The following is a 23708-nucleotide window of genomic DNA, read 5'->3' on the forward strand; positions in this document are numbered from 1 at the left end:
ATGGGTTTAAAGCATTTTTTAGAAAGTATTGAGCCGCAGTTCGAGAAAGGCGGTAAGTACGAGAAGTGGTACGCTTTATACGAAGCCGTAGCTACAGTTCTGTATACCCCAGGTCTGGTGACCAAAAAGGGGACTCATGTGCGTGATAGTATCGATCTGAAACGCATCATGATTTTTGTCTGGTTAATGTTATTCCCTGCGTTGTTTTTTGGCATGTTCAATATCGGTCATCAGGCGGTTATCGCGCTGCAGGCTGGTTTTGGTACGCCTGACACCTGGCAGGTGGCCTTGTTCCAGTTACTCGGTGGTGAGCTGAGTGCGGAGTCGGGCTGGGGCAGTAAAATGTGGTACGGTGCCGTTTGGTTCCTGCCTATTTATGCCACTGTATTTATCGTCGGTGGTTTCTGGGAAGTATTGTTTGCTTCAGTGCGTAAGCATGAAGTAAACGAAGGCTTCTTTGTCACCTCTATTCTGTTCGCCTTAATTCTTCCTGCTTCTATCCCTCTGTGGCAAGCCGCTTTAGGTATTACCTTTGGTGTGGTTGTAGCAAAAGAAGTCTTTGGTGGTACAGGCCGTAACTTCTTAAACCCAGCCTTAGCTGGTCGTGCTTTCCTATTTTTTGCTTACCCTGCACAGATTTCAGGCGACAAAGTATGGACAGTGGCTGATGGCTATTCAGGCGCAACCTGGTTGTCTAAAGCAGTGAATGGCGAAGTATCTGACTGGTCTATTAATGCTCAGTGGTGGGATGCTTTCTACGGTTTTATCCCGGGCTCAGTGGGTGAAACATCCTTCTTAGCTCTGATGATTGGCGGTTTAGCCTTAATTTATTTCCGTATTGCTTCATGGCGCATTGTGCTGGGCGTTTTAGCTGGTACTGCTTTATTTGCCACTATGTTCAATATGATAGGTTCAGAAACTAACGCTATGTTTGCTATGCCTTGGTACTGGCACATAGTTCTGGGTGGTTTTGCTATTGGTATGTTCTTTATGGCAACTGACCCTGTATCAGCGTCATTCACTAATCCTGGAAAATGGGCTTATGGTTTCCTGATTGGCTTTATGGTGGTGATGATCCGTGTGGTCAACCCTGCTTACCCTGAAGGTATGATGTTAGCTATTTTGTTTGCTAACTTATTCTCCCCATTGTTTGACTATATGGTGGCTCAGGCGAATATCAATCGGAGGCTTGCCCGTAATGTTTAGTAATAACGATAGTATTGGCAAAACCTTTTTTGTGGTGATTGCTTTATGTTTAGTCTGTGCCATTTTGGTATCAACAGCTGCTGTTCAGCTGCGGCCAAAACAAGTTGAAAACAAGTTACTGGACTCTCAGAAAAACGTTCTGGCAGTGACGGGCTTGTTAACTGAAGGCAATATCAAAGAGTTGTACACCAAGCATATTCAGGAACGTTTAGTTGATCTGAATACGGGTGAATTCGTTGATATGACCCCTGCAAGCTATGATTACCGCAGAGCAATGAAAGCGCCTGAAACCAGTATCAGACTGGAAGGCGCTGATGACAAGGCTTCGATTAAAAGCCGTGCAAACATTGCTCCAGTCTACTTTGCTTACAACGAAGGCGTTGATTCAGGCAAATTATCTGCGATAGTTCTGCCAGTTCACGGTTATGGCTTGTGGTCGACTATGCATGCCTTTTTAGCTCTGGATAATGACGGTAATACCATCAAAGGTATTAACTACTATGAACAAGGCGAAACGGCCGGTTTAGGTGGTGAAGTGCAGAATCCAAAATGGACAGCTCAGTTTGTCGGTAAAAAGTTGTTAGATGAGTCTGGTGCTCCAGCTATTAAAGTGATGAAACCTGGTAATGCTAACCCATCTTCAGCTTATGAAGTGGATGGCCTGTCAGGTGCAACTTTAACCAGTAATGGTGTGCAGAATACTTTCGATTTCTGGGCAGGAGCCAAAGGTTTTGCACCTTTCCTGACCAAAGTTCGTGACGGAGCATTAAACAATGGCTAGTGCAAAAGAAATTAAAACCGTTCTGTTTGGCCCTATATTTGCCAACAACCCTATAGCTTTGCAGGTTTTGGGTATTTGTTCTGCTTTGGCAGTAACAACCAAAATGGAAAAAGCCTTGGTGATGGGTATTGCACTTACTGTCGTAACTGCATTCTCTAACCTGTTTATCTCTTTGATCCGTAACCATATACCTTCCAGCGTTCGTATCATAGTTCAGATGACTATTATTGCGTCCCTGGTTATTGTGGTGGATCAGGTGCTAAAAGCATTTGCCTACAACGTAGCAAAAGAGCTTTCGGTATTCGTAGGTTTGATTATCACCAACTGTATCGTTATGGGCCGTGCTGAAGCTTATGCGATGAAAACAGGTCCTGGTATGAGTTTCCTGGACGGTATTGGTAATGGTCTGGGTTACTCAGTGCTGTTACTGATTGTTGCCTTTATCCGTGAGCTGTTTGGTTCAGGTACTTTATTTGGTGTGGAAATTCTGCCTTTAGTCAGCGCCGGCGGCTGGTATCAGCCTATGGGTATGATGTTGATTGCACCTAGTGCGTTTATCATTATTGGCTTGTTGATCTGGATATTGCGTGCTTTCCGTCCAGAACAAGTTGAGAAGGCATAAGGGGCTATTGATGGAACATTACATTAGTTTATTTGTCCGTGCTGTCTTTATCGAGAACCTGGCTTTGGCCTTTTTCCTCGGTATGTGTACTTTTATTGCAGTGTCAAAACAAGTCAAAACTGCGTTCAGCTTAGGTATTGCTGTAACTTTCGTTTTGGGTTTATCTGTGCCTGTGAACAACCTGGTTTTCCATAACCTGTTAGCTCCTGGTGCTTTAGCCTGGGCTGGTTTTCCTGATACAGATTTAAGTTTCCTTGGCTTTATCACCTACATTGGTGTGATCGCGGCTTTGGTACAAATCGTAGAAATGTTCTTAGACAAGTACGTGCCTGCTTTGTACAACGCTTTAGGTATTTTCTTACCTTTGATCACCGTAAACTGCGCGATTTTTGGTGCTGTAGCCTTTATGGTCGAGCGCGATTATAACTTCGGTGAGAGCGTAGTTTTTGGTTTAGGTAGTGGTGTTGGCTGGACTCTGGCTATCACTTTAATGGCCGCCGTCAGTGAAAAACTGAAATATGCCGACATGCCAGCTGGCGTGCGTGGTTTAGGTTCACGTTTTATCATGGTTGGTTTAATGGGCTTGGGCTTTATGTCCTTCTCAGGCGTTTCACTGTAAGCAATTGCTGTAAAAGGAAAGAACAATGCAAGAGATATATCTTGGCGTTGGGATGTTCACCCTGCTGGTTGTAGCCTTAGTTGTTATGATTTTAGCTGCTAAAGCCAAACTGGTGTCTTCAGGTGACATTACCATTGGAGTGAATGGCGACCCTAAGTTAGCTATTCAGACAAAAGCCGGCGGCAAACTACTGAACGCTTTAGCTGACAGAGGTATTTTCCTGTCGTCAGCTTGTGGTGGCGGTGGTTCTTGTGGTCAGTGCCGTGTTCATGTTCATGCAGGTGGCGGCGACGTTTTACCTGTGGAAATGGGCCACCTGACTAAAGGTGATCGTCGTGAAGGTTGTCGTTTAGCTTGTCAGGTCAGTGTAAAAACTGACATGGAAATTGAAGTTGAACCAGAAATCTTTGGTATCAAAAAATGGGAATGTTCAGTTATCTCTAACGATAACAAAGCAACCTTTATCAAAGAGTTGAAGCTGGCTATTCCTGATGGCGAATCAGTGCCTTTCCGCGCTGGTGGTTACATTCAGATTGAAGCGCCTGCGCACCATGTGAAGTACGCTGATTTTGATATTCCTGCTGAATACCGTGGTGACTGGGAACGCTTTAAGTTCTTTACGCTGGAGTCCAAAGTAGACGAAGAAACTATTCGTGCTTACTCTATGGCGAACTATCCGGAAGAAGAAGGCATTATCATGTTAAACGTGCGGATCGCGTCTCCGCCGCCAAATAACCTGAGCTTACCTTGCGGTAAAATGTCTTCGTACATCTGGAGCTTAAAAGCTGGCGATAAAGTGACGATTTCTGGTCCATTCGGTGAATTCTTCGCGAAGCAAACTGAAGCAGAAATGGTATTCGTAGGTGGTGGTGCTGGTATGGCCCCAATGCGTTCGCACATTTTTGACCAGTTACGCCGTCTGAAATCCAAACGTAAGATGAGCTTCTGGTACGGTGCCCGTTCCAAGCGTGAAATGTTTTATGTGGAAGATTTCGACATGCTGGCCGCAGAGAATGAAAACTTTGTATGGCATACAGCGCTGTCTGATCCACAGCCGGAAGATAACTGGACTGGTTACACAGGTTTTATTCACAACGTATTGTTTGAAAATTACCTGAAAAACCACAAAGCTCCGGAAGACTGTGAGTTCTACATGTGTGGTCCACCGATGATGAATAAAGCGGTGATCAACATGCTGAAAGATTTAGGCGTAGAAGACGACAATATACTGTTGGACGACTTCGGCGGTTAAGCCAAAGCTTTAGAGTGATAAAAGAAGCCAGCCTTAGTGCTGGCTTTTTTATGTTTTTTTGCATAGGGATTGTGGTCGAAACTTGTTACAATAGCGTCCTTTACAGAACAAGCATGCAGACTGTTTGTTCAACGCTTCTAAGTTTGATGAGGTTGCTATGGAAGTTTTTATTTTTACTTTTATCATCCTGATAGTTGTAGTTGCTGCTATGGCTATCGGCTACATGGTGCAACGTAAAACCATAGCAGGCAGCTGTGGTGGCTTAGGTGCTTTAGGTATAGAAAAGGCCTGTGATTGCGATACGCCTTGTGAGAAACGTAAAGAGCGGATGAAAAAAGAACAGGAATGGCAGCAAAATAAAATTATCTGATAGTACTTCTTTGTACTACTGAACGACCGTCAAGCCAGCTTCTGCTGGCTTGTCAGTTTTTAGCTACACCTTCTTATTATTTCCCATGGTTTCATTTTCTTGCCTCAGAGTGCTGCGTATTGAATAATGCAGTTCATTTTTTTCCCGAGGTCACCTTTATGTCTTATCCGGTTGCTATCGCTGTTTCTTCTGTTCAGGCTGCGCTGAATGACACCCAATGGGATGCACTTATTATTGTTGCGTCCGGTTTTACTGCTGTGGCTGAGTTACAGTCTGAAATAGACGCTGCTGCAGCTGTCGACCATCGTATAGGTAAAGAAACAGTGTTGTTGCTGTCAGGCAAAGCGCCTGGACAACGTCTGGTGCTGTCACCCACAGGCCCGCTGGACAGAGATTATGATGATGTCCGTAGTTTTTATGATGCAGCTAAACAAGGCGTCAGTCAGGCCAAAGCTGCAGGTGCTAAATCTCCTGCCTTATATGTGATAGCGCCAGATTCTGATGCTTATCAGTATGCAGCTGAAGTGGCTTATTTAGGTGCTTGTCAGGCCTTGTGGCAGCCGTTAGAGGGTCGTGAAGCACGTGGCGAAGCCACCATAGAACCTGTTATTGCGATTGGTGTGATTGCAGTATCGGAACAACAAGCCAGTTATATGAGTGCTGTGGAAGCAGGGAAACGTGTAGCTCGTGATTTGTGTGGCACTGAACCTGAGCGCATGGCACCACGTCGTTTTGCTGATTATTGTGTTGAAACTTTTGCTGGCACTGATGTTCAGGTATCGGTAGAAACCAAAGTTGACGTGTTGCAAAAAGAGTATCCATTGTTGATGGCGGTAGCGCGCTGTTCTTTGCAGGTGGACCGTCATAAGCCTGCAGTGATCCGGCTGGAATATCAGGGTGAAGGTCAGATTGAACACACCTTATTATTTGCCGGCAAAGGTCTGGTGTATGACACTGGTGGTGCCGACTTAAAAATCGGCGGCGGCATGGCAGGTATGAGCCGCGACAAAGGTGGTGCTGCAGCTGTGGCTGGTTTTCTGAAAACTGTTGCTGTGCTTAAGCCCAAAGGTTTAAAAATTATTGCTGAAATTGGCGCTGTACGTAATAGCATTGGCGCAGACGCTTTTGTGCCTGATGAAATTATTACCAGTCATGCTGGTGTGCGGGTACGTATTGGTAATACTGATGCCGAAGGCCGTCTGGTATTGGCCGACTTACTGTCGCATTTACGTGAAGACGCTAAAACCTCAGTGAATCCAACCTTGTATTCGATTGCCACTTTAACTGGTCATGCTGCCCGTGCTGTCGGCCCTTATACTGCTTTGGTAGAAAATGGTGTCGCCCGTCGTAGTGGTTTGTCTGCCGATTTAGCTATGATTGGTGATTTGTGGGCCGATCCAAGTGAAGTCTCCCGCAGTCGTCGTGAAGACTTTAGCTTTATCAAAAGCCGCACTTCTGCAGATGACTTATTAAGCTGCAATAACGCACCTTCTTCTGTAACCCCTCGTGGACATCAATTCCCTATGGCTTTTTTAGTGGCCGCTGCTGGTTTGGATCAACATGGGTTAAACACAGAACAGCCATTACCTTATTGCCATATTGATATAGCGGGCAGTGGTGTAGACGGCGGCGACTGGCAACATGGTAAACCATCAGCCGCACCAGTGGCTGCGCTGGCCGCTTACTACTGCCTCTAAATCAGAATTTACTTGGCTGTTTAAAAACCCGGGGCTATGCTTCGGGTTTTTGCATTGTAGAGCCTGACAGACAGGTGGCGACAAATGGATAGTTGTTTATGAATTTTATCGATCGTTATTTTGAGCTGACTGCGCGCCAGACCAGTATTAAAAGAGAACTGATTGCAGGTTTAACGACCTTTATGGCCATGAGCTATATCCTCTTTGTGAACCCCAGCATGCTGGCGCAAACGGGCATGGATCACGGCGCTGTTTTTGTTGCCACTTGTCTGGCTGCAGCTTTGGGTTCCATTGCTATGGGCATGCTGGCGAATTTACCAGTCGCTTTGGCGCCAGGTATGGGGCTGAATGCATTTTTTACTTATGTGATAGTACTGGAGCAGGGCCATAGCTGGCAGACGGCTTTAGCCGCAGTATTTTGCTCCGGTGTTTTGTTTTTATTGCTGAGCATTTTTAAAATTCGCGAGTGGATTATTCAGAGTATCCCCTTTGCGTTAAAGATGGGCATAGCTGCTGGTATAGGTATGTTTCTGGCGCTTATTGCATTAAAAACCGCCAATATCATAGTGGCCAGCCCTGCAACTTTAGTGACTTTGGGCAATTTGCACGACCCTAAAGTACTGCTGGCGATCGCAGGTTTTTTCCTGATTTTTGCACTGGCGCACCGTAAACAACATGCCGCAGTATTTATCAGCATTTTAGTGATCACTGCTATTGGCTGGTGGCGGGGGGATACAGAATTTAATGGCATAGTGGCTATACCACCCTCTTTAGCTCCTACCTTTTTACAGCTGGATTTTGCTGCGGCTTTGCAATGGGCCACGGTGCCTGTGATTTTAAGTTTATTGTTTTTAGATTTGTTTGATACCAGCGGTACTTTAGTGGCAGTCAGTCAAAGAGCCGGCTTGTTGAAGCCTAATGGGGAAATCCCCCGTTTAAAAGGGGCTTTATTGGCTGACAGTTCAGCCACTATAGCTGGGTCTTTATTGGGCACTTCCACCACCACCAGTTATGTCGAAAGTACAGCAGGTGTCAGTGCTGGCGGCCGTACAGGTTTAACTGCGATAGTGGTTGGGCTGGCCTTTTTAGCCGCGCTTTGGTTATCCCCTTTGGCTGCCATGGTGCCAGCTTATGCTACGGCAGGGGCATTACTTTATGTGGCCACCCTGATGCTAAGCAGTTTACAGCATGTACAGTGGGACGATCTGATCGAATCTGTGCCGGTAGTCGTAGTCTTGGTCATGATGCCGCTGACGTTTTCTATTGCCGATGGGATAGGCATGGGCTTTATTACTTATGCGGTGCTGTGTTTAGTCACAGGTCGTTTGTCAAAAACGACCTTGAGTGTCTGGATTTTAACCGCAGTCTTTGCTGCGAAATTTTTCTTTGCATAAGGAAGGGTATGAAAAAAGTTACAGTGTTATTCGCTTTGTTGTTGTCTGCTACGGCAATAGCGCAGGATAAAGTGCAGGTCACAAGTACTCAGTTGGCGCCTCACTTATATATGATAAAAGGCGCTGGAGGTAACATTGCTGCTGTGGTGGGGCCAGAAGGTGCGCTGGTGGTTGATTCACAGTACGAACATATGGTGCCTCAAATCAAAGCTGAACTTGAAAGCAAAGAGGCCGGAGTGCAAATCAAAACTCTGATCAATACCCATTTTCATGGTGATCATGTCAATGGCAACGCGGCTTTGGCCTCTGGTGCTCAGATTATTGCTCATACCAATGTCTTAACCCGCTTAAAGGCAAACAGTAAGTTTCCTGCCGCTGGCTTGCCGACAGAAACTTTTGTTGGCGAAAAACAGCTGTCGCTGAATGGTGTTGATTTACAGCTGGTGACTATGCCTTTCAGTCATACGGATGGCGATCTTGTGGTTTGGTTTAAAGAGGCCAATGTACTGCATATGGGCGATCTGTTTTTTGCTGACCGTTTCCCTTTTATTGATCTGAACAGTGGCGGCGACGTAGCTGGCTACATAAACAACGTCAAAACCCTGCTGGGACAAATCGACGATAAGACCAGATTAATCCCTGGCCACGGTGATTTAATGGATAAGGCTGGCTTACAGCGCTTCTTAACCATGATGGAGCAGACGTTGGCAGAAGTGAAGGCGATGAAAGCGGAAGGCAAAACTGAAGACCAAATAGTAGCTCAAGGTTTGTCTGCTCAGTGGAAAAGCTGGAGCTGGAACTTTATTACTGAAGAGCGTTGGATAAGGACGCTATTTAAAGCTTAGTCTTGTAGTTCGTTAGCGCTCTGGTTATGCTTTGCCATATACCAGAGCGCTTTTAGGGCATAAACCAGGAACTTCATGAGGTTACGTGAAACTTTAGTAGTCTACATGCTACCTATCCTGGTCTTGCCTTTATTATGTCTGGGTTATTTGTCTTACCATTTCAGTGCCCGCTATTACGAGCAACAGCTTTTTTTACAAATTAAAAATGAGCTGGTACAAAGGCAACAAGATATAAGGCTTACATTATCTTCTTATCAGCAAAGCTTGCAGATTTTATCTGCTCAACCTTTGGTTGATCGTTTTATCTCTGGCGAATTGCAGCTTGCACCAGAGGTAGTGCAGACATTTGAGCGCTACCGCAGTGTTCATCCCGACATTAGTGCCGTGAAGTTTGTTCGTTTAAATGGCGATTATCAGTTAACTATCCCTTTGCAGAAAAAGACGGCTGAGACCAGCAGATTCAGAAAGCAGTATTTTTCTGCGTTGCAGTCGATGATGGACGATAACGGCTTTTTTCTGTCCAGTGAACAGGGCTCTAATCAGAACAACTTGTATGTTGCACAAAAAGTCTATTTATCCGGACAGTCTGCCGGGGATATCAAACGCCTTTGGGGTTATCTGGTTCTGGTGATCAAGCCAGAACTTTTTCAACATGCAATAAGCAAGTTAGCAGGTGATCTGCGGGCTCCTTTAGTGGTTAGCCAGGCTGCAACTATAGCCTTCGCTGAAAATGCCTTGCTGATGGGCAGTGCGTTCTCTCCTGTGCATTTCACTGAACTTCAGGCCAGCGTTGATCAACATCAGTTTATTCCAACCTTGTTACTTGGCCAGTCCATGCTGGTAACAGGAGTGTCTTTAGCCGGACCTTATCAATTGGTGATGGGGGTTCAACCTGCGCTGTTAGACAAAAGTATGGCCTATAAACCCTCATTAATTGCTTTGTTTTGTGTGCTGTTTTGTATAGGTTTGCCTGTATTGATTTACAGGGTGCTGGCTCGTTTTGTATTGACGCCAATACGGGAACTGACAGTGGCTAAAACTGCAGTAGGACGGGGGGATTTATCCACTGTATTGACGGTCAAAAAGCAGGACGAGTTAGGTGATATGTTTGCTGCTTTTAACGTCATGGTACGACAACTGCGAGTGTATCGTGAACGGGAGCGGGCTTATCAGCTGCAGTTAGAAGACAAAGTGGCTGCCAGAACTCAGGATTTAGCCAATGCAAATCAGCAGTTGGAAGATGCCAATCAGCAATTGATTCTGGCACGGGAAGTGGCAGAACAAGCGAACCGATTAAAAAGCGTATTTTTGGCCAATATGAGCCATGAAATTCGCACACCTTTGACTGCTATTATTGGTTTTAGTGAGCAGGCTATCCATGAAAACGACCCTCACCGCCAGTTGGATTATTTGAGTCGGGTGCTGCGTAGCGGCGATCACTTACTGGCACTGATTAACGATATTCTCGACTTATCTAAAATAGAAGCCGATAAATTGGAGTTGCTGACCGAACAGGTTAATTTGCTCAGTATAGTGGATGATATTTATCAGTTGACCAAACAGCAGGCCGGGCAAAAAGGTCTGCAATGTTTGCTGGAGTTAAATTATCCCTTGCCTCAATTTATCTATACCGACACCTTAAGATTTCGTCAGGTGCTGCTGAATCTGACCTCAAATGCAGTCAAGTTTACCCAAAAAGGTAAGGTAGTGATCCATGTCTCCTATCAAACCCCGCAAGAAGTGCTGCGGATCAAGATTAAAGACACCGGCATAGGTATTACCGATCAAGAGCTTAGCAAGTTGTTTCAGCCTTTTGTGCAAGCGGATGCTGCCGTGACCCGTAACTTTGGTGGTTCAGGGCTTGGCCTTTGTATTTCAAAAAAACTGATGGAACAGATGCTAGGTGACATTCAGGTGGAGAGTGTCAAAGGTATTGGCAGTTGTTTTGAGATCGTAATGGCATGTGAACATCAGCATATTAGTCTGGTGCATAGCTATCAGCGCCCTGCTGAGGAAACTCTGACGCTCGAAGCGCCAACAAATTACCACAAACTCAAACTGCTGGTGGCAGAAGACAACCCAGACAATCAGTTGCTTATTCAGGTGCTGTTGCAGAAGTTAGGTATTCAGGCAGTGATTGTTGAGAATGGCCATAAGGCCGTTGAACGGGTGTTGCTGGAAAATTTTGATTTGGTTTTGATGGATATGCAGATGCCGGAAATGGGAGGGGAAGAAGCCACAGCCTTGATACGTCATGCTGGTATGGACTTACCTATAGTAGCTCTGACCGCCAACGTGATGAGTGAAGATCAGAGCCGTTATTTGAAGGTCGGTTGTCAGGCGGTTTTATCCAAACCTATAGTACAAAAAGATTTTTTAGCTGTGATACAAAAATTTTGTCAGGCAGGCACTACACTGGATGAACAACTGGAGGCTCAGTTAGCCTCTGATCCTGTCATCATGCAGCTCAAACAAGACTTTAAACTGGCGTTACCCGCTATGCTGCACGACTTCCAGCTGTGGTTGTCTTCAGCCAACTGGGGTCGTATGCAATATGAAGCTCATAGTGTCAAAGGCAGTGCCGGCAGTATGGGGTATCCGCAGTTAACCGAACTGATGTCTCGACTGGAGCAAGCGGCAAAAAATGCGGATACTGAGCGGATTAGTCTGCTGATCGCTGAATTTGTGGCTCTGGTGTCAGCAGAACAAGGGACAGAGCAGGAGGTGAGTAGTGAGTCATAATAGATTTGAGCTGGCTCCAGAGATAGAGCGCGATAGTATCTGGTTAGCCGACTGGCCTTTGTGTCAGCTACGAGTGCAAAACGATGCCAATTATCCCTGGTTTGTTTTGATCCCAAGACGTCCGGGCATGGTTGAAATTATTGATCTAACGCAGGACGATCAGGACCAGCTATGGCGGGAAAGTGCTTATTTGTCAGTCTTTCTGAAATCAAGCTTTAAGGCCAAAAAACTGAACCTGGCTGCGCTTGGAAATATGGTGCCGCAATTACATCTGCACCATATAGTGCGTTATGAGAATGATTCGGCCTGGCCCGCTCCTGTCTGGGGTAAAGTCCCAGCCAGAGCTTATACTGAAGCTGCCTTGCAGCAATTAAAACAAAAGCTGGCGTTATTAACCCTACCCTGATGATAGTTTCGGCCTAAACTAGTAGAATTACCACTTTCTTTGTAGTGCATCTGAGTTAGCATTAGGCCTTGATTGTCTGAAACTTATTGTTGTAAGGAACCTTGTTATGTCGGCTGAAAATGCCTTATTGACCATATTGGTTGAGAAGATCCGCACAGATATGCTGGTGCTGCCAACTTTACCAGAAATGGCTATTCGGGTCAGGAGAACAGCGGACGATCCGGACAGTAACCTGCAGATGATGACGGATGTGATAGCACAGGATCCCGCTTTAGCGGCCCGTATGATCAAAGTGGCCAACAGCGCTTTTATGGGGCGCTCTATTAAAGTGAACTCGCTGAATCAGGCGATCACCCGTATAGGTTTAAGTCAGGTAAAAAATATTGCTACTGCTATGGCAATGGAGCAACTTTTTGTCTCTCAGCACGAGCAAATCAAAGAAAGGATGTCACAAGTCTGGCGTGACAGCGTCAATGTCACCAGCATAGCTCTGGCTTGTTTAAAGCTTTATCTGGCTGAGAACAAACACTGCAATTTGAATCTGGACGTGATGACACTGGCAGGTTTGATGCACCTGATTGGCGCTTTACCCATTTTGACTGAAGCTGAGCGTTATCAAACCGTGTTTGGTGATCCGCAGTTTTTAGAAAATGCCCTCAACACTTTATCAGGCCAGATAGGGTCCAGCATTATGCGGGCCTGGGATTTTTCAGATACCTACGTACAGATAGTGCTGAACTGGAACAATTCGTCCTATCAGCTTGATCAGGTTTGTTATATCGACTTTATCCGGCTGGGTGCTCTGGTGCAGAGCCCGTTGGAAGGGACTGCCCGTTTACAGGCGTTTCAGCCCTATATTGAACGCAATATAGTGCCGGACGCTAACTTTATGGATATCGCAGAAATTCGTCTGATTTCTCAGGAAGTAAAAGCGTTATTTAGCTAAGTAACAAAACCGTGGATCAAGCCCTGCAGTGAAGTGATGCAGGGCTTTTTTGGTCGCGCTTTACTGAACGGCGATATTGGCTTTTAGTGGTAGCAAAGCCTGACGTAAGGCGTCTGTCATCAGTAATAAATCGGCATCTAAGCGACCTATCACATCATCCCAACCCATTTCTTCGTTAGAACCCGACAGCAAGTCGTGGAATTTCAGGCGTTTAATACTGCCGTCTTCACAGATCAAAAAGGTGACTTTTTCGTCTTGTTCTAACGCCAGCTTAGTCACCAGTTTATCCTGCAAATGGCTTTGCACTTCGTCAGCACTGAGCAAGTGATTGATAAAACGTACTTTAGCGCCTTCTTCATCCGGAGCTTTTAATTCAGCTTCAGCGCCTAATTGAAAACCTTCCGGTAATTCTTTGCCTTGCAACCAGAAATGCAACTGCTGATTGAGCTGATGATTATCCAGAAGTGGCATTGCAGGTAAGGAACCAAAAGCCTTACGCAACAAAGCAAGTAACTCTTCTGCTCTGCTGGCGCTGCTGGTGTCCACTAATAGCCAGCCTTGTTGTTTGTCATACAAAGCGGTCGTCACGCTGGATTTGCTGAAAGCACGGGGTAACAGAGTCTGGATCAGTTCTTCCTTTAACGCCTGCTTTTCTTTGCGGCTTAAAGGGCGACCTTTTTCCTGCTCCATCGCATCAATTTTTGGTGCCAGCTCTTCGTTGACCACTGAACCTGGCAGTACTTTTTCCTGACGTTTTACCGCAAACAACATCACGTCATTGGTCTGGTGGCAATACTGCTTCAGGCTGGGATGCAAAGGGCTGGTAAAGCCCATTTTAATAGCTTCCTGCGAGGTGCAAGGGGTAAATTTAAATGCAGCTAAGGCCTGCTCTAATTGGTCCTGATCGGTGTTTAGGTTTTCGGTGACCTGATATAAACGTAAATTTTTAAACCACATAATTTGACTACTCTAGCTTGAAGAATTGCGGCTTAGTATACAGAGTTCAACTGCAGGATTTTGACTTTTTCCGCTGAAAATAACAGAGCCCGGTGCACAAGACCGGGCTCTGTTCTGTGGGATAAGGTTTAGGAATTACGTTTTAAGTTTTTCGGGAAACGAATATGGTAACTCAGGCCATGGCCAGGTTCGCTGCTGACCTGTATTGAACCACCCAGCGTCTGACGGACCAGATTATAGGTAATATGGGTACCTAAACCGCTGCCGCCCTGATCCCGTTTTGTCGTGAAAAACGGATGGAACAGTTTTTCCAGTTGCTCCTGGGTCAAGCCACGGCCATTGTCAGAGTAAGTAATATCAACCATCTGACCTTCATCCAGTACGGTAATGCGGATATAACCTTCTTCCAGCTCTTCAAAACCGTGAATTAACGAGTTCATCAAAAGGTTGGTAAAAATCTGTGAAATAGCACCGGCAGGGCAACTTAACATCAGGCTCTCAGGGCAGTTCACATCAATATGATGGCGGGTTTTTTTAAAGTTTGGCTGTAAAGACCGGATCACTTCGTGCAGATATTCGGCCAGATTAATAGTACGAATGGCATCACTGGTCTGATCTACTGCGATTTGTTTAAAGCTGGCAATCAGTTCTGAAGCTCTGGTCAGATTAGACTGTAACAAAGAAGTGCTTTGTTTGGCTTCTTCAATAAAATGCTCCAGCACTTTGGGCGACAAGGTTTTATCTTTATAAGCCAAATCCAGAGCCGCCAGTTTTTCTGCCAGAAAGCTGGTGGCTGTGACGCCTATACCCACTGGGGTATTTACTTCATGGGTAATGCCAGCGACAAAACCACCTAAAGCTGCCATTTTTTCCGACTGTACTAAGCGATCCTGGGCTTGCTTTAAATCATCTACAGTTTTTTCCAGCTCGCTTTGTTTACCACGTAAAGCTTCTTCACTATGGCGGCGGCGCTCTATTTCTTCCCGCAAAGCTTGTTGTTTAACTTCCAGCTCTTGTTTTTGCTGTTGTAAATCCATCATAGCTTGACTTAAGCCTGAGGTTTTACGGGCCACTTCCTGCTCTAACAATAAGTTGTGCTGATCAAGTTTTTCATTGGAATGCAGCAGCTGCTTCTGAGTGCTTTCTAACTGAACTTTATAATCCTGGACTCTGGCGATCAGGCGGTTAAAGGCATCTGCCATCACGCTGAGTTCATTGGCTTCATCATGGCGGACTTCAACTTTAGTGCCTTCCAGATGATCCAGTTCCAGATCTTCAATTTGTTGCGTCAGTTCACTCAGAGGTAAGGTCAGTTGACTACGGAAAGCCAGTAAAAACAGGATAATTAAAAAGGTGGTTTTTAACATCGCATTACCGACCAGAAAATAAATACCAATTTTAATCCGATCCAATACCACAGCGCGGCTGGAGAACAGAGTGACATCGCCCACCTGAGTGGCGCGGCCGGAGAATTCAAAAATAAGTGGAAAGGTATAACCAAATAAACCTGAGTTTTGTTCTGTTAATCTAATACCTTCCTGCACCAGTTGATTGCTGTAACGTTCGCTGATATCTATGTAACGGCCCAGTTGTGTAATAACAGCACCGCTATCATCCCTTACTATAATGCCTTCGATGGCTGGGATCGCCAGCAAACCGTCAGCAATAATCAGTGCTTGTTGGGTGTTTAACTCCCAAATAGCGCGGGTCAGACTGCCGGAAAAGGTCTGTTGTAATGTGGCCAATTCACCATTGATATGGTCTTTGGTGTTGAAATACTCCGCAACAATCTGGCCTAAAGTCACAATAAAGGTCAGGATAAAATACACTGACAAAACTTTAGTCAGCAGCTTACGCGATAAACTTTTCTGCTGCATGAAACAACCTTGTTTGATTCGGCTTAATGATGAATACCATTGAAACACTAACTTATAGAAGATCTGTTTAAATGAAAATACTATATGTAATAAATAACTTAGAGACTAGGCAACAAGAGCTGCTTTGGCAATACGCTGCAGTAAATTGTTAGATTAGAGCAAAAGACGCATTTAATGGTGTTCAATTGCAGTTGCATTCAGTATGGTATCAGTGTCCAATAATTGAACGCATAGACGTGAAAACAAATAAAACCATAATAACGAGGCTGTGTTAATGGCGTTACCTGTATTAATTTGTGACGACTCTTTACTGGCACGAAAACAAGTGCGTAAATCTTTACCTGAGTCTTTTGACGCCGATATTCTGACTGCTGGCAATGGCGTGGAAGCTTTGGCTATTCTGCGCAGTCAGGAGATTGGTTTAGTGTTTTTAGACCTTACAATGCCTGAACTGGATGGCATAGGAGTGCTTGAAGCTATTAAGCAGGATGGTCTGGATTGTTTTGTTATTGTGATTTCTGCTGACATTCAGCCGGAAATGCAAAAACGGGTCACAGAACTGGGGGCTTTGGCTTTTGTCCACAAACCTGTAAATCCGGAAAAACTTGTCGTCATTTTGAAACAATATGGACTGATATGAGTACAGTATTCTCTGAAGAACAAAGGGATTGTTTGCAGGAGCTGATCAATGTTGCTATGGGCCTTGCCAGCGACAAACTTGCCCGTTTTTTAAATACCTTCGTGCATTTACAGGTACCTGCCATCGAGCTGGTAAACTCAGCTCAAATACCTGCTCAATTTGAAGCCCGTTACAGCAATACCGAAGCCGCTTTAGTCAGCCAGGGCTTTTTAGGCAATGATGGCTTGAGAGGGGAGGCTATAGTCCTGTATCAACTGGACAACGCGCATCGTATTGCCGCTTTGTTAGGGTATGACACGGACAGTGCTTCTGAGCTTGAAATGCTCACTGACATCAGCTCTATTTTAACCACTACTTTTTTAAATGGGCTGGCTGATCAAATTGACAATAGTTTGTCCTACAGTGCTCCCAGGGTGTTGTCCTCCCGCCAAAACAATGTCTCAGAGGCTTTGCAGGAAACCGCCTTTCACTGGGAACTCGCATTAAAGGTAGACATCAGTTATCAGCTGGTCGATCATTCTTTTAATTGCGATATGTTGTTATTAATACCAGGAGAAGCTGTGTTAAATATTCAGAAAATTCTTGAGCGGATTTTGGAAGAGTATTGATGTCTGAAGACTGGTTAACCGGCCCTGTATTGGAGCAATTAAATAGTGGCGTGCTGGTGGTAGATGAACAGTTACAGCTGGTGTACCTGAATAGCTTTTTGCAACGCCATAGTTCAGTGCAACTTTCTGATGTCAAAGGAAAAAGCCTATTTCAGGTCTTCACCGATGTACCTGAAGCCTGGCTCAGGCGTAAGTTTGCATCAGTGCTCGAATTACAAAGCCCATCCTTTAGCAGTTGGGAGCAACGGCAGTATATTATTAAGTTGCCGCATCTGAGACCTGTCACCAGTTCCAGTCAATATATGGCGCAAAATTGCACTATGCTGCCGCTGAAGGATCCGGCTGGCCGACGTTATGTTTGTTTACTGATTGAAGACGCAACTGATGCCTTTGTCTACCAGCAACATTTACAAACCACCTTACAAAAACTGGAACTAAGTAACCGCATTGATGGTTTAACCCAGGCTTTAAACCGGCGGTATTGGGAAGAGCAGTTAAAGCTGGAAGTGCAACGAGCTCAGCGGTATCAGCAGCCTTTGTCGCTGTTATTGTTTGACCTGGATAAATTTAAACAGCTCAATGATCAGTATGGTCATTTAGGTGGTGATTGTGTCTTGATTGAGCTTACGGCGCGGGTCCGAGTTTTGTTACGTGACACCGACTGGTTTGGCCGTTACGGTGGTGAGGAGTTTGGCATAGTACTGACCAATACAGCTTTGGCTGGTGCTCTGGAAGTTGCTGAACGTGTTTGTCTGGCTGTCAACAGCACAGCTGTCACATTCCATGATCAATCTATAGCAACATCAGTCAGTATAGGTGTGGCTCAATTGGATGCTGTGGGTGACAGAGCGCACGAAGTACTGATAGGTCAGGCTGATATAGCACTATATAACGCCAAAAGAGATGGTCGCAACAGAGTAGTGGTCTTTAGTGCGGGTGAAACGGAATTTCTGCTCAAGGCGAATTAAGCCGTACTGAATTTCAGAATAATCTAAACATTTAGATTGACAGACGTCTAAAACTTTGAGCATATAGAGAGTATGAAAAAGACACAAATCCGCAATACACTCACCATTATTATTACCACCAACCCTGCGGGGTAGGAGGTCGGCGGCGTATTGTTTTCAAAAAGGCCCGTGACCTCCCTGTCTCGGGCCTTTTTCGTTTAGCAAGGAGTAAAACATGAGGGTGCTTAAGTTTGGTGGTTCGTCTCTGGCGTCGGTAACCCGCTTCCTCGAGGTGGCGGATATAGTGCAACAACAAGTGGGCAACCAGAGCGTTGGTCTGGTGTTGTCTGCGCCTCAAGGTGTCACCAACTTACTGGTGGAACTCACAGATCTGGCTTTTTTAGGCTCGGATTATCAGCCTTTGCTGCTGCAGTGGAAGCAGCGTCTGGCACAGTTAATCGCAGAAGCTGCTTTGCGGGTCAGTAGCGAACAGCTAAAAGCAGTGCAGCAACTGGCAGACGAACAAGAGCAAAAACTGACTGAACGTTTGCAAGGTATCAGTTTATTAAGTTATTGCCCTGATCATATCAAGGCGCAAATTTTAGGTATGGGAGAGCAGTTTAGCGTTTGTCTGATGACAGCTCTGTTTAAATCCCGTCAGGTTGATGTGGCGCTGCTGGACTCAGTGGCTTTGGTGAAAAGTCAGGGCGATTATTTAAATGCGGTGGCAGATATTCCTGCTTCTGAACAAAGTTTTGCTGCGGCTTTAGCTAAACAATCGGCTCAGGTCTATGTAATGGCGGGTTTTGTGTCCAGCAACGCTCAAGGTGAGCTGTGCTTATTAGGCCGCAATGGTTCTGACTACTCAGCTGCTATAGTGGCTGCTGCGGTGAAAGCATCCGTTTGTGAAATCTGGACCGATGTAGATGGCGTCTACAGTGCTGACCCCCGTCAGGTGAAACAAGCCAAACTGATTGACCATTTATCTTATGATGAAGCCATGGAGCTGTCGTATTTTGGTGCCAAAGTGCTGCATCCAAAAACTATAGGCCCGCTGGCGCGTTTTCAAATTCCTTGTTACATCAAAAATACCTTAAATCCGGCAGCTCCCGGCACTTGCATTGATGCAAATAATAACGGTGATTCACTGGTTAAAGGCATTTCCAGTCTGGAGCATCTGGCGCTGATCACTGTCTCTGGCCCTGGCTTAAAAGGCGTGGTCGGCATGGCGTCCCGCGTCTTCGCAACTATGGCGCGTGAGCAGGTATCGGTCAGCTTAATCACTCAGTCTTCATCCGAATTCAGTATCAGCTTTTGTGTGGCTCAACTAGATTTAGCCGCTGCGAAAAAAGCGCTGGAACTTGAGTTTGAGCTGGAATTGCAAGGCAAGTTATTAAGACCACTGCAAATATTATCCGATATGGCCATCGTCAGCTTAGTAGGTGACGGTATGCGTCAGCACCGTGGTGTAGCAGCTAAGTTTTTCGCTTCACTGGCACAAGCCCGGGTCAATGTGGTTGCTATAGCACAGGACAGTAGCGAACGTTCTATCTCTGCCGTAGTAGAACAAAAAGCCTGTCAGAATGCTGTGAAGGTTTGTCACGAGAACTTCTTCAGCCATATTCCAAGCATTGATGTCTTTCTGGTGGGTTGTGGTGTGGTTGGCAGTGAATTACTGGCACAGTTTCAGCGTCAGCAGCAGTTCTTACAGCAACGTAACGTCAAGCTGAAAGTCTACGGTATTGCTAACTCTAAGGCCTTGTTGCTGGATGAAAAGGGCATAGACTTAAGCCAGTGGCAACAGCAAATGCAGCAAGCCAAAGCGCAGTTTTCTGTGGCGGATTTAAGCCGTTTTGTGCAGGAGCAGCATTTAACTAATCCGGTTTTGATTGATTGCAGTAGCGCAGAACCTGTGGCTAATTTGTATGTTGATTTCTTAAAAGCCGGTTTTCATGTAGTGACGCCAAACAAAAAAGCCAATACGGGCTCGTTGGACTATTACCATCAGTTGCGTCAGGTGGCACAGCAGCACCGTCGTCGTTTCCTGTATGAAACCACTGTAGGCGCAGGTTTACCAGTGATAGACACCTTACAGGGCTTGTTTAATGCCGGTGACGAGCTGGTGGCTTTTGAAGGCATTTTATCCGGTTCTTTATCTTATATTTTTGGTTTGCTGGAGCAGGGCGTTGCTTTATCACAAGTAACCACTCAGGCCCGTGATTTAGGTTTTACCGAGCCGGATCCTCGTGATGATTTATCTGGTATGGACGTAGCCCGTAAATTACTGATCATGGCCCGAGAGTCTGGTTTGATGCTGAATTTGGCTGATGTTGAAGTGGAAGGTGTTTTACCCAATGACTTTGCCCCAGGCACAGATGTAGCCACTTTTATGCAGCAGTTGCCACAGCTTGATCAAGCTTTTGCTTTACGTATTGCAGAAGCAAAAGCCAAAGGCCAGGTGCTTAGGTATATAGGCGAAATCAATGAAGGTCGCTGCAAAGTGGCCATCAAAGCTCTGGATCTGGATCATCCGCTGGCCAAAGTAAAAGATGGTGAAAATGCGCTGGCCATTCATACCCGGTATTACCAGCCTATTCCTTTTGTATTAAGGGGGTATGGCGCTGGTGCTGCGGTCACAGCAGCCGGTGTGTTCAGCGATGTGATGCGGACTTTGTCCTGGCAGCAGGAGATGTAATATGAAGTCGTATTTTGCGCCTGCATCCACAGGGAATTTTTCTGTTGGCTTTGATTTATTAGGCGCTGCTTTTGAGCCTGTCGACGGCTCTTTGTTTGGTGACGAACTGCGTATTCATAGCGAGCAGGCAGAGCTGAGTTTAAGCCTGACTGGCCGTTATGTACATCAGTTGCCAAAAGACACGGACCATAACTTAGTGCTGCAGTGTTTTTATGCCTTTGAAAAGGCAATAGGGCAAACTTTGCCAAGACTACAGCTGGAGCTGGTGAAAAACTTGCCGGTCGGCAGTGGTTTAGGTTCCAGTGCCTGCTCTATAGTGGTCGCCTGTTATGCCTTTAATGACTATTTCGGCAAACCTTTAGATGACTATCAACTGCTGCAACTGATGGCACAGCTGGAAGGGGGCGTCAGCGGTTCAGTGCATTACGATAACGTAGCTCCGTCTTTTTACGGCGGCTTATTGTTGATGTTGCCGGATAGCCCTTTGTTATGCCGGGCTTTGCCTTGGTTTGAGCACTGGCAAGTCGTACTTTGTTACCCAGGTACTGTGCTGTCGACCAAAGAAGCCCGTGCTGTATTGCCACAACAATTGACGCTAAAGCACAGCATAGCTTTTGCCGGCATGTTAAGCCGTTTTATCAGCGCTTTGTATGCCAAAGATGAAAGCGAAGCTTTTGCTGCTTTGCAGGATCTGGTGGCAGAACCAGCCCGTCAGCATCTGATGCCTGAACTTGCACCTATACGTGACAAGTTAACAGCTCAGGGTATAGGGCATGTGGGTATTTCCGGCGCTGGCCCTACTATTTTTGCCGTCTGTCAGAATGACACTCAGGCTCAATTTGCCGCTGATTATTTACAACAGCATTACGCTAAAAACTCAGATGCCATGACTACAGTCTGTCGTCTGGCGAGACAAGGCGCACGTGCGCTGTAGGATGTAAAAATGCAATTAACAAATACCAAAGTCGCTTCACAACAAGTTAGTTTTTTAGACGCAGTGCGTATTGGTTTGGGTGAGCAGCAGGGCCTGTTTTTCCCAACCCAGTGGCCAACACTGGATATTGAGGCTTTATTAGAACTGCCTTTTGTCGAGCGTAGCGCCAAAGTGCTGGAAGCATTAATAGGTGATGAGCTTTCTGCTGAACAAATCCATCAGATGGTAAGTAACGCTTTTCAGTTTCCGGCGCCTTTAGCGCAGGTAACAGAGGATGTGGCCTGTTTAGAGTTATTCCATGGCCCCACTTTAGCCTTTAAAGACTTTGGTGGCCGTTTTATGGCACAGGCTTTAATTCAGGCGCAAAAGCAGCAGAATGTCAGTAAAACCACTATTGTGACCGCAACTTCAGGGGATACGGGCGCAGCTGTAGCTCATGCTTTTTATCAGCAGGCTGGTGTGGATGTGGTGATTTTATTTCCAAAAGGAAAAATCAGCCCACTACAGGAAAAGCTGTTTACTACCTTAGGTCATAACATCCATACATTGGCGGTAGAAGCTGACTTTGATCAGTGTCAGGCGCTGGTGAAAGATGTATTTAACGACCGTGAGTTAGTCAAGCAGCTGAATATCAACTCAGCGAACTCTATTAATATCAGCCGTTTATTTGCCCAGATTTGTTATTACTTTGAAGCTGTGGCTCAGGTGCCAAAAGACAAAAGAGATCAAATTGTCATTGCTGTACCCAGTGGTAACTTTGGTAACCTGACCGCTGGTTTGATTGCCAAGGTATTAGGTTTACCTATCAAACGTATGATAGCTGCCACTAACTTAAACGACACTGTGCCACGTTACTGGAAAGATGGTCAGTGGGCGCCGAACAAAACTGTGGCAACCTTATCCAATGCGATGGACGTCAGTGCGCCGAATAACTGGCCACGGGTTGAAGCTTTATTGGCGCAAGGTAAAATTTCCCGCGACGATTTAGAAGCTGTGATGGTCGACGAAGAAGATACCCAGGTCTCTATGCGTTTATTGGCGCATTTAGGTTATGTCAGCGAACCTCATGCTGCTATTGCTTACAAAGCGTTAAAACGCAGCTTACAGGACGGTGAATTTGGTATTTTCTTAGGCACTGCGCATCCGGCGAAATTTAAAGAACAGGTCGAAAACATCCTTGGCAGTCCTATTGCCTTACCACCTGAGTTAGCTGCTGTGGCATCTGAGACAAGTTTAAGTGCAGATATGGCGCCGGATTTTGTACAATTACGCCAATTCTTACTGACTCTGGATAAATAAACTGTGTCTTTAAACTGGCAAGACGTGATTGGGGCTGAAAAAAATCAGCCCTATTTTCTGCAAACCATGGATTACTTAAAACAACAACGTGCTGCAGGCCAGGTGATTTATCCACCTGAGGCACTGGTGTTTAATGCTTTTAAGCTGACGCCTTTTGCAGAGATGAAAGTGGTAGTCATAGGGCAAGATCCTTACCATGGTCCAAATCAGGCCCATGGTTTAAGTTTTTCTGTGCCTGCAGGAGTCGCCATTCCGCCTTCTCTGCGTAACATCTACAAAGAGCTGGCGCTGGAGTATGTGGATTTTCAGGTGCCCAAACATGGTTGTCTGGAAAGCTGGGCAGAGCAGGGGGTGTTGTTACTCAATACAGCCTTGACTGTGGTGGCAAACGAAGCGAATTCACACCGTAATTTAGGCTGGGAGCAGTTTACCGATCAGGTGATCCGGGCTATCAGTGCCAACGCAGAAGGCATAGTCTTTTTGTTATGGGGCAGCCATGCGATTAAAAAATCACAGCTGATAGACCAGGCAAAGCACCATATTCTGACAGCACCTCATCCATCACCTTTGTCAGCGCATCGCGGCTTTTTAGGGTGCGGCCACTTTGCAAAGGCAAATGAGCTATTGCAGCAGCAAGGTAAGACCCCAATCTGCTGGCAAGTTTAACCCGTCGTACTTGGCGCCGCAGCGTTGTTGACTGCTCGCTTTCGCCCCAGTCACATATTTCGATGGATTAACTGTGCTCTCTGGCGAGCATCCGCCTCCATCCATAGACACATAGGACAACTATGCTCCTGGGGTCTCACGCGCTTGTCGCCTAGCTGCAACACCAATTACTTAGGGTTACAAAGGTTGTGCCTTACACATAGAC

General features: G+C 45.8%; 21 protein-coding genes. 19 read left to right on the forward strand and 2 right to left on the reverse strand.

Annotated features, from left to right (window positions below; genetic code table 11):
* The 12 genes from RHEIN_RS01840 to RHEIN_RS01895 all read left to right on the forward strand — a co-directional run bounded on the left by RHEIN_RS01840 (nt 1) and on the right by RHEIN_RS01895 (nt 12880).
* Nucleotides 1–1206 (forward strand): NADH:ubiquinone reductase (Na(+)-transporting) subunit B, encoded by a 1206-nt coding sequence (locus RHEIN_RS01840; RefSeq protein WP_008897270.1) that lies wholly within the window; start codon nt 1–3, stop codon nt 1204–1206.
* A complete protein-coding gene (locus tag RHEIN_RS01845; protein WP_008897271.1) occupies nt 1199–1987 on the forward strand; it encodes a Na(+)-translocating NADH-quinone reductase subunit C in 789 nt (262 codons plus the stop codon). The genes RHEIN_RS01840 and RHEIN_RS01845 overlap by 8 nt, the downstream gene beginning before the upstream one ends.
* Complete coding sequence (locus tag RHEIN_RS01850; RefSeq protein ID WP_008897272.1) at nt 1980–2609, forward strand: NADH:ubiquinone reductase (Na(+)-transporting) subunit D; 630 nt, start codon at nt 1980–1982, stop codon at nt 2607–2609. The genes RHEIN_RS01845 and RHEIN_RS01850 overlap by 8 nt, the downstream gene beginning before the upstream one ends.
* 10 nt (nt 2610–2619) lie before the next feature.
* Nucleotides 2620–3228, forward strand: coding sequence for an NADH:ubiquinone reductase (Na(+)-transporting) subunit E (nqrE, locus tag RHEIN_RS01855; RefSeq protein WP_008897273.1), 609 nt, complete (start codon nt 2620–2622; stop codon nt 3226–3228).
* Between the two features lie 25 nt (nt 3229–3253).
* Nucleotides 3254–4480 carry an NADH:ubiquinone reductase (Na(+)-transporting) subunit F gene (gene nqrF, locus RHEIN_RS01860; RefSeq protein ID WP_008897274.1) on the forward strand — a complete coding sequence of 409 codons (1227 nt, stop codon included), beginning with the start codon at nt 3254–3256 and terminating at the stop codon, nt 4478–4480.
* Between the two features lie 157 nt (nt 4481–4637).
* Nucleotides 4638–4850 (forward strand): (Na+)-NQR maturation NqrM, encoded by a 213-nt coding sequence (gene nqrM / locus RHEIN_RS01865; RefSeq protein ID WP_008897275.1) that lies wholly within the window; start codon nt 4638–4640, stop codon nt 4848–4850.
* A gap of 158 nt (nt 4851–5008) precedes the next feature.
* Nucleotides 5009–6547 carry a M17 family metallopeptidase gene (locus RHEIN_RS01870; protein ID WP_008897276.1) on the forward strand — a complete coding sequence of 513 codons (1539 nt, stop codon included), beginning with the start codon at nt 5009–5011 and terminating at the stop codon, nt 6545–6547.
* Between the two features lie 98 nt (nt 6548–6645).
* Nucleotides 6646–7941, forward strand: a complete 1296-nt coding sequence (locus tag RHEIN_RS01875) for an NCS2 family permease (protein WP_008897277.1) — start codon at nt 6646–6648, stop codon at nt 7939–7941.
* An 8-nt stretch (nt 7942–7949) separates the two neighbouring features.
* Nucleotides 7950–8786, forward strand: coding sequence for an MBL fold metallo-hydrolase (locus RHEIN_RS01880; RefSeq protein ID WP_008897278.1), 837 nt, complete (start codon nt 7950–7952; stop codon nt 8784–8786).
* Nucleotides 8787–8861: 75 nt separating this feature from the next.
* A complete protein-coding gene (locus RHEIN_RS01885; protein ID WP_008897279.1) occupies nt 8862–11528 on the forward strand; it encodes an ATP-binding protein in 2667 nt (888 codons plus the stop codon).
* Nucleotides 11518–11934, forward strand: coding sequence for an HIT domain-containing protein (locus tag RHEIN_RS01890; RefSeq protein ID WP_008897280.1), 417 nt, complete (start codon nt 11518–11520; stop codon nt 11932–11934). Before RHEIN_RS01885 ends, RHEIN_RS01890 begins: the two co-directional genes overlap by 11 nt.
* A gap of 106 nt (nt 11935–12040) precedes the next feature.
* On the forward strand, nt 12041–12880 hold the full coding sequence (locus tag RHEIN_RS01895; RefSeq protein ID WP_008897281.1) for an HDOD domain-containing protein: 840 nt from the start codon (nt 12041–12043) through the stop codon (nt 12878–12880).
* Nucleotides 12881–12940: 60 nt separating this feature from the next.
* On the opposite strand, the gene rdgC is transcribed toward RHEIN_RS01895, so the two are convergent.
* On the reverse strand, nt 12941–13837 hold the full coding sequence (gene rdgC, locus RHEIN_RS01900; protein WP_008897282.1) for a recombination-associated protein RdgC: 897 nt from the start codon (nt 13835–13837) through the stop codon (nt 12941–12943).
* A gap of 128 nt (nt 13838–13965) precedes the next feature.
* Nucleotides 13966–15714: a sensor histidine kinase gene (locus tag RHEIN_RS01905; protein ID WP_008897283.1), complete on the reverse strand. Its 1749-nt coding sequence runs from the start codon at nt 15712–15714 to the stop codon at nt 13966–13968.
* A gap of 274 nt (nt 15715–15988) precedes the next feature.
* Here RHEIN_RS01905 and RHEIN_RS01910 point away from each other — a divergent pair, with 274 nt between their 5' ends.
* From RHEIN_RS01910 to ung, 7 genes are all read left to right on the forward strand, one after another.
* Entirely contained in the window at nt 15989–16354 is a 366-nt protein-coding gene (locus RHEIN_RS01910; protein WP_008897284.1) for a response regulator, read from the forward strand.
* Complete coding sequence (locus tag RHEIN_RS01915) at nt 16351–16962, forward strand: hypothetical protein (protein ID WP_008897285.1); 612 nt, start codon at nt 16351–16353, stop codon at nt 16960–16962. Before RHEIN_RS01910 ends, RHEIN_RS01915 begins: the two co-directional genes overlap by 4 nt.
* Nucleotides 16962–17930 carry a sensor domain-containing diguanylate cyclase gene (locus RHEIN_RS01920; protein WP_008897286.1) on the forward strand — a complete coding sequence of 323 codons (969 nt, stop codon included), beginning with the start codon at nt 16962–16964 and terminating at the stop codon, nt 17928–17930. Before RHEIN_RS01915 ends, RHEIN_RS01920 begins: the two co-directional genes overlap by 1 nt.
* A 214-nt stretch (nt 17931–18144) precedes the next feature.
* Nucleotides 18145–20604: a bifunctional aspartate kinase/homoserine dehydrogenase I gene (gene thrA / locus RHEIN_RS01925; protein WP_008897287.1), complete on the forward strand. Its 2460-nt coding sequence runs from the start codon at nt 18145–18147 to the stop codon at nt 20602–20604.
* A gap of 1 nt (nt 20605) precedes the next feature.
* Nucleotides 20606–21538 (forward strand): homoserine kinase, encoded by a 933-nt coding sequence (gene thrB, locus RHEIN_RS01930; protein WP_008897288.1) that lies wholly within the window; start codon nt 20606–20608, stop codon nt 21536–21538.
* A 9-nt stretch (nt 21539–21547) separates the two neighbouring features.
* Nucleotides 21548–22837: a threonine synthase gene (thrC, locus tag RHEIN_RS01935; RefSeq protein ID WP_008897289.1), complete on the forward strand. Its 1290-nt coding sequence runs from the start codon at nt 21548–21550 to the stop codon at nt 22835–22837.
* A gap of 3 nt (nt 22838–22840) precedes the next feature.
* Nucleotides 22841–23503, forward strand: coding sequence for a uracil-DNA glycosylase (gene ung / locus RHEIN_RS01940; RefSeq protein WP_008897290.1), 663 nt, complete (start codon nt 22841–22843; stop codon nt 23501–23503).
* Nucleotides 23504–23708 lie beyond the last annotated feature (205 nt).

It is taken from the genome of Rheinheimera sp. A13L, assembly GCF_000217935.1.
Taxonomy (GTDB): domain Bacteria; phylum Pseudomonadota; class Gammaproteobacteria; order Enterobacterales; family Alteromonadaceae; genus Pararheinheimera.

Excerpts from the sequence above, each read along its gene's own strand:
- RHEIN_RS01850 (WP_008897272.1), top strand. The coding sequence starts at position 1,980 with ATGGCTAGTGCAAAAGAAATTAAAACCGTTCTGTTTGGCCCTATATTT.
- RHEIN_RS01915 (WP_008897285.1), top strand. The coding sequence starts at position 16,351 with ATGAGTACAGTATTCTCTGAAGAACAAAGGGATTGTTTGCAGGAGCTG.
- RHEIN_RS01870 (WP_008897276.1), top strand. The coding sequence starts at position 5,009 with ATGTCTTATCCGGTTGCTATCGCTGTTTCTTCTGTTCAGGCTGCGCTG.
- RHEIN_RS01880 (WP_008897278.1), top strand. The coding sequence starts at position 7,950 with ATGAAAAAAGTTACAGTGTTATTCGCTTTGTTGTTGTCTGCTACGGCA.
- nqrF (WP_008897274.1), top strand. The coding sequence starts at position 3,254 with ATGCAAGAGATATATCTTGGCGTTGGGATGTTCACCCTGCTGGTTGTA.
- RHEIN_RS01920 (WP_008897286.1), top strand. The coding sequence starts at position 16,962 with ATGTCTGAAGACTGGTTAACCGGCCCTGTATTGGAGCAATTAAATAGT.
- RHEIN_RS01845 (WP_008897271.1), top strand. The coding sequence starts at position 1,199 with ATGTTTAGTAATAACGATAGTATTGGCAAAACCTTTTTTGTGGTGATT.
- nqrM (WP_008897275.1), top strand. The coding sequence starts at position 4,638 with ATGGAAGTTTTTATTTTTACTTTTATCATCCTGATAGTTGTAGTTGCT.
- RHEIN_RS01875 (WP_008897277.1), top strand. The coding sequence starts at position 6,646 with ATGAATTTTATCGATCGTTATTTTGAGCTGACTGCGCGCCAGACCAGT.
- RHEIN_RS01885 (WP_008897279.1), top strand. The coding sequence starts at position 8,862 with ATGAGGTTACGTGAAACTTTAGTAGTCTACATGCTACCTATCCTGGTC.
- RHEIN_RS01910 (WP_008897284.1), top strand. The coding sequence starts at position 15,989 with ATGGCGTTACCTGTATTAATTTGTGACGACTCTTTACTGGCACGAAAA.
- thrC (WP_008897289.1), top strand. The coding sequence starts at position 21,548 with ATGCAATTAACAAATACCAAAGTCGCTTCACAACAAGTTAGTTTTTTA.
- rdgC (WP_008897282.1), bottom strand. The coding sequence starts at position 13,837 with ATGTGGTTTAAAAATTTACGTTTATATCAGGTCACCGAAAACCTAAAC.
- thrA (WP_008897287.1), top strand. The coding sequence starts at position 18,145 with ATGAGGGTGCTTAAGTTTGGTGGTTCGTCTCTGGCGTCGGTAACCCGC.
- RHEIN_RS01895 (WP_008897281.1), top strand. The coding sequence starts at position 12,041 with ATGTCGGCTGAAAATGCCTTATTGACCATATTGGTTGAGAAGATCCGC.
- nqrE (WP_008897273.1), top strand. The coding sequence starts at position 2,620 with ATGGAACATTACATTAGTTTATTTGTCCGTGCTGTCTTTATCGAGAAC.
- RHEIN_RS01905 (WP_008897283.1), bottom strand. The coding sequence starts at position 15,714 with ATGCAGCAGAAAAGTTTATCGCGTAAGCTGCTGACTAAAGTTTTGTCA.
- thrB (WP_008897288.1), top strand. The coding sequence starts at position 20,606 with ATGAAGTCGTATTTTGCGCCTGCATCCACAGGGAATTTTTCTGTTGGC.
- RHEIN_RS01840 (WP_008897270.1), top strand. The coding sequence starts at position 1 with ATGGGTTTAAAGCATTTTTTAGAAAGTATTGAGCCGCAGTTCGAGAAA.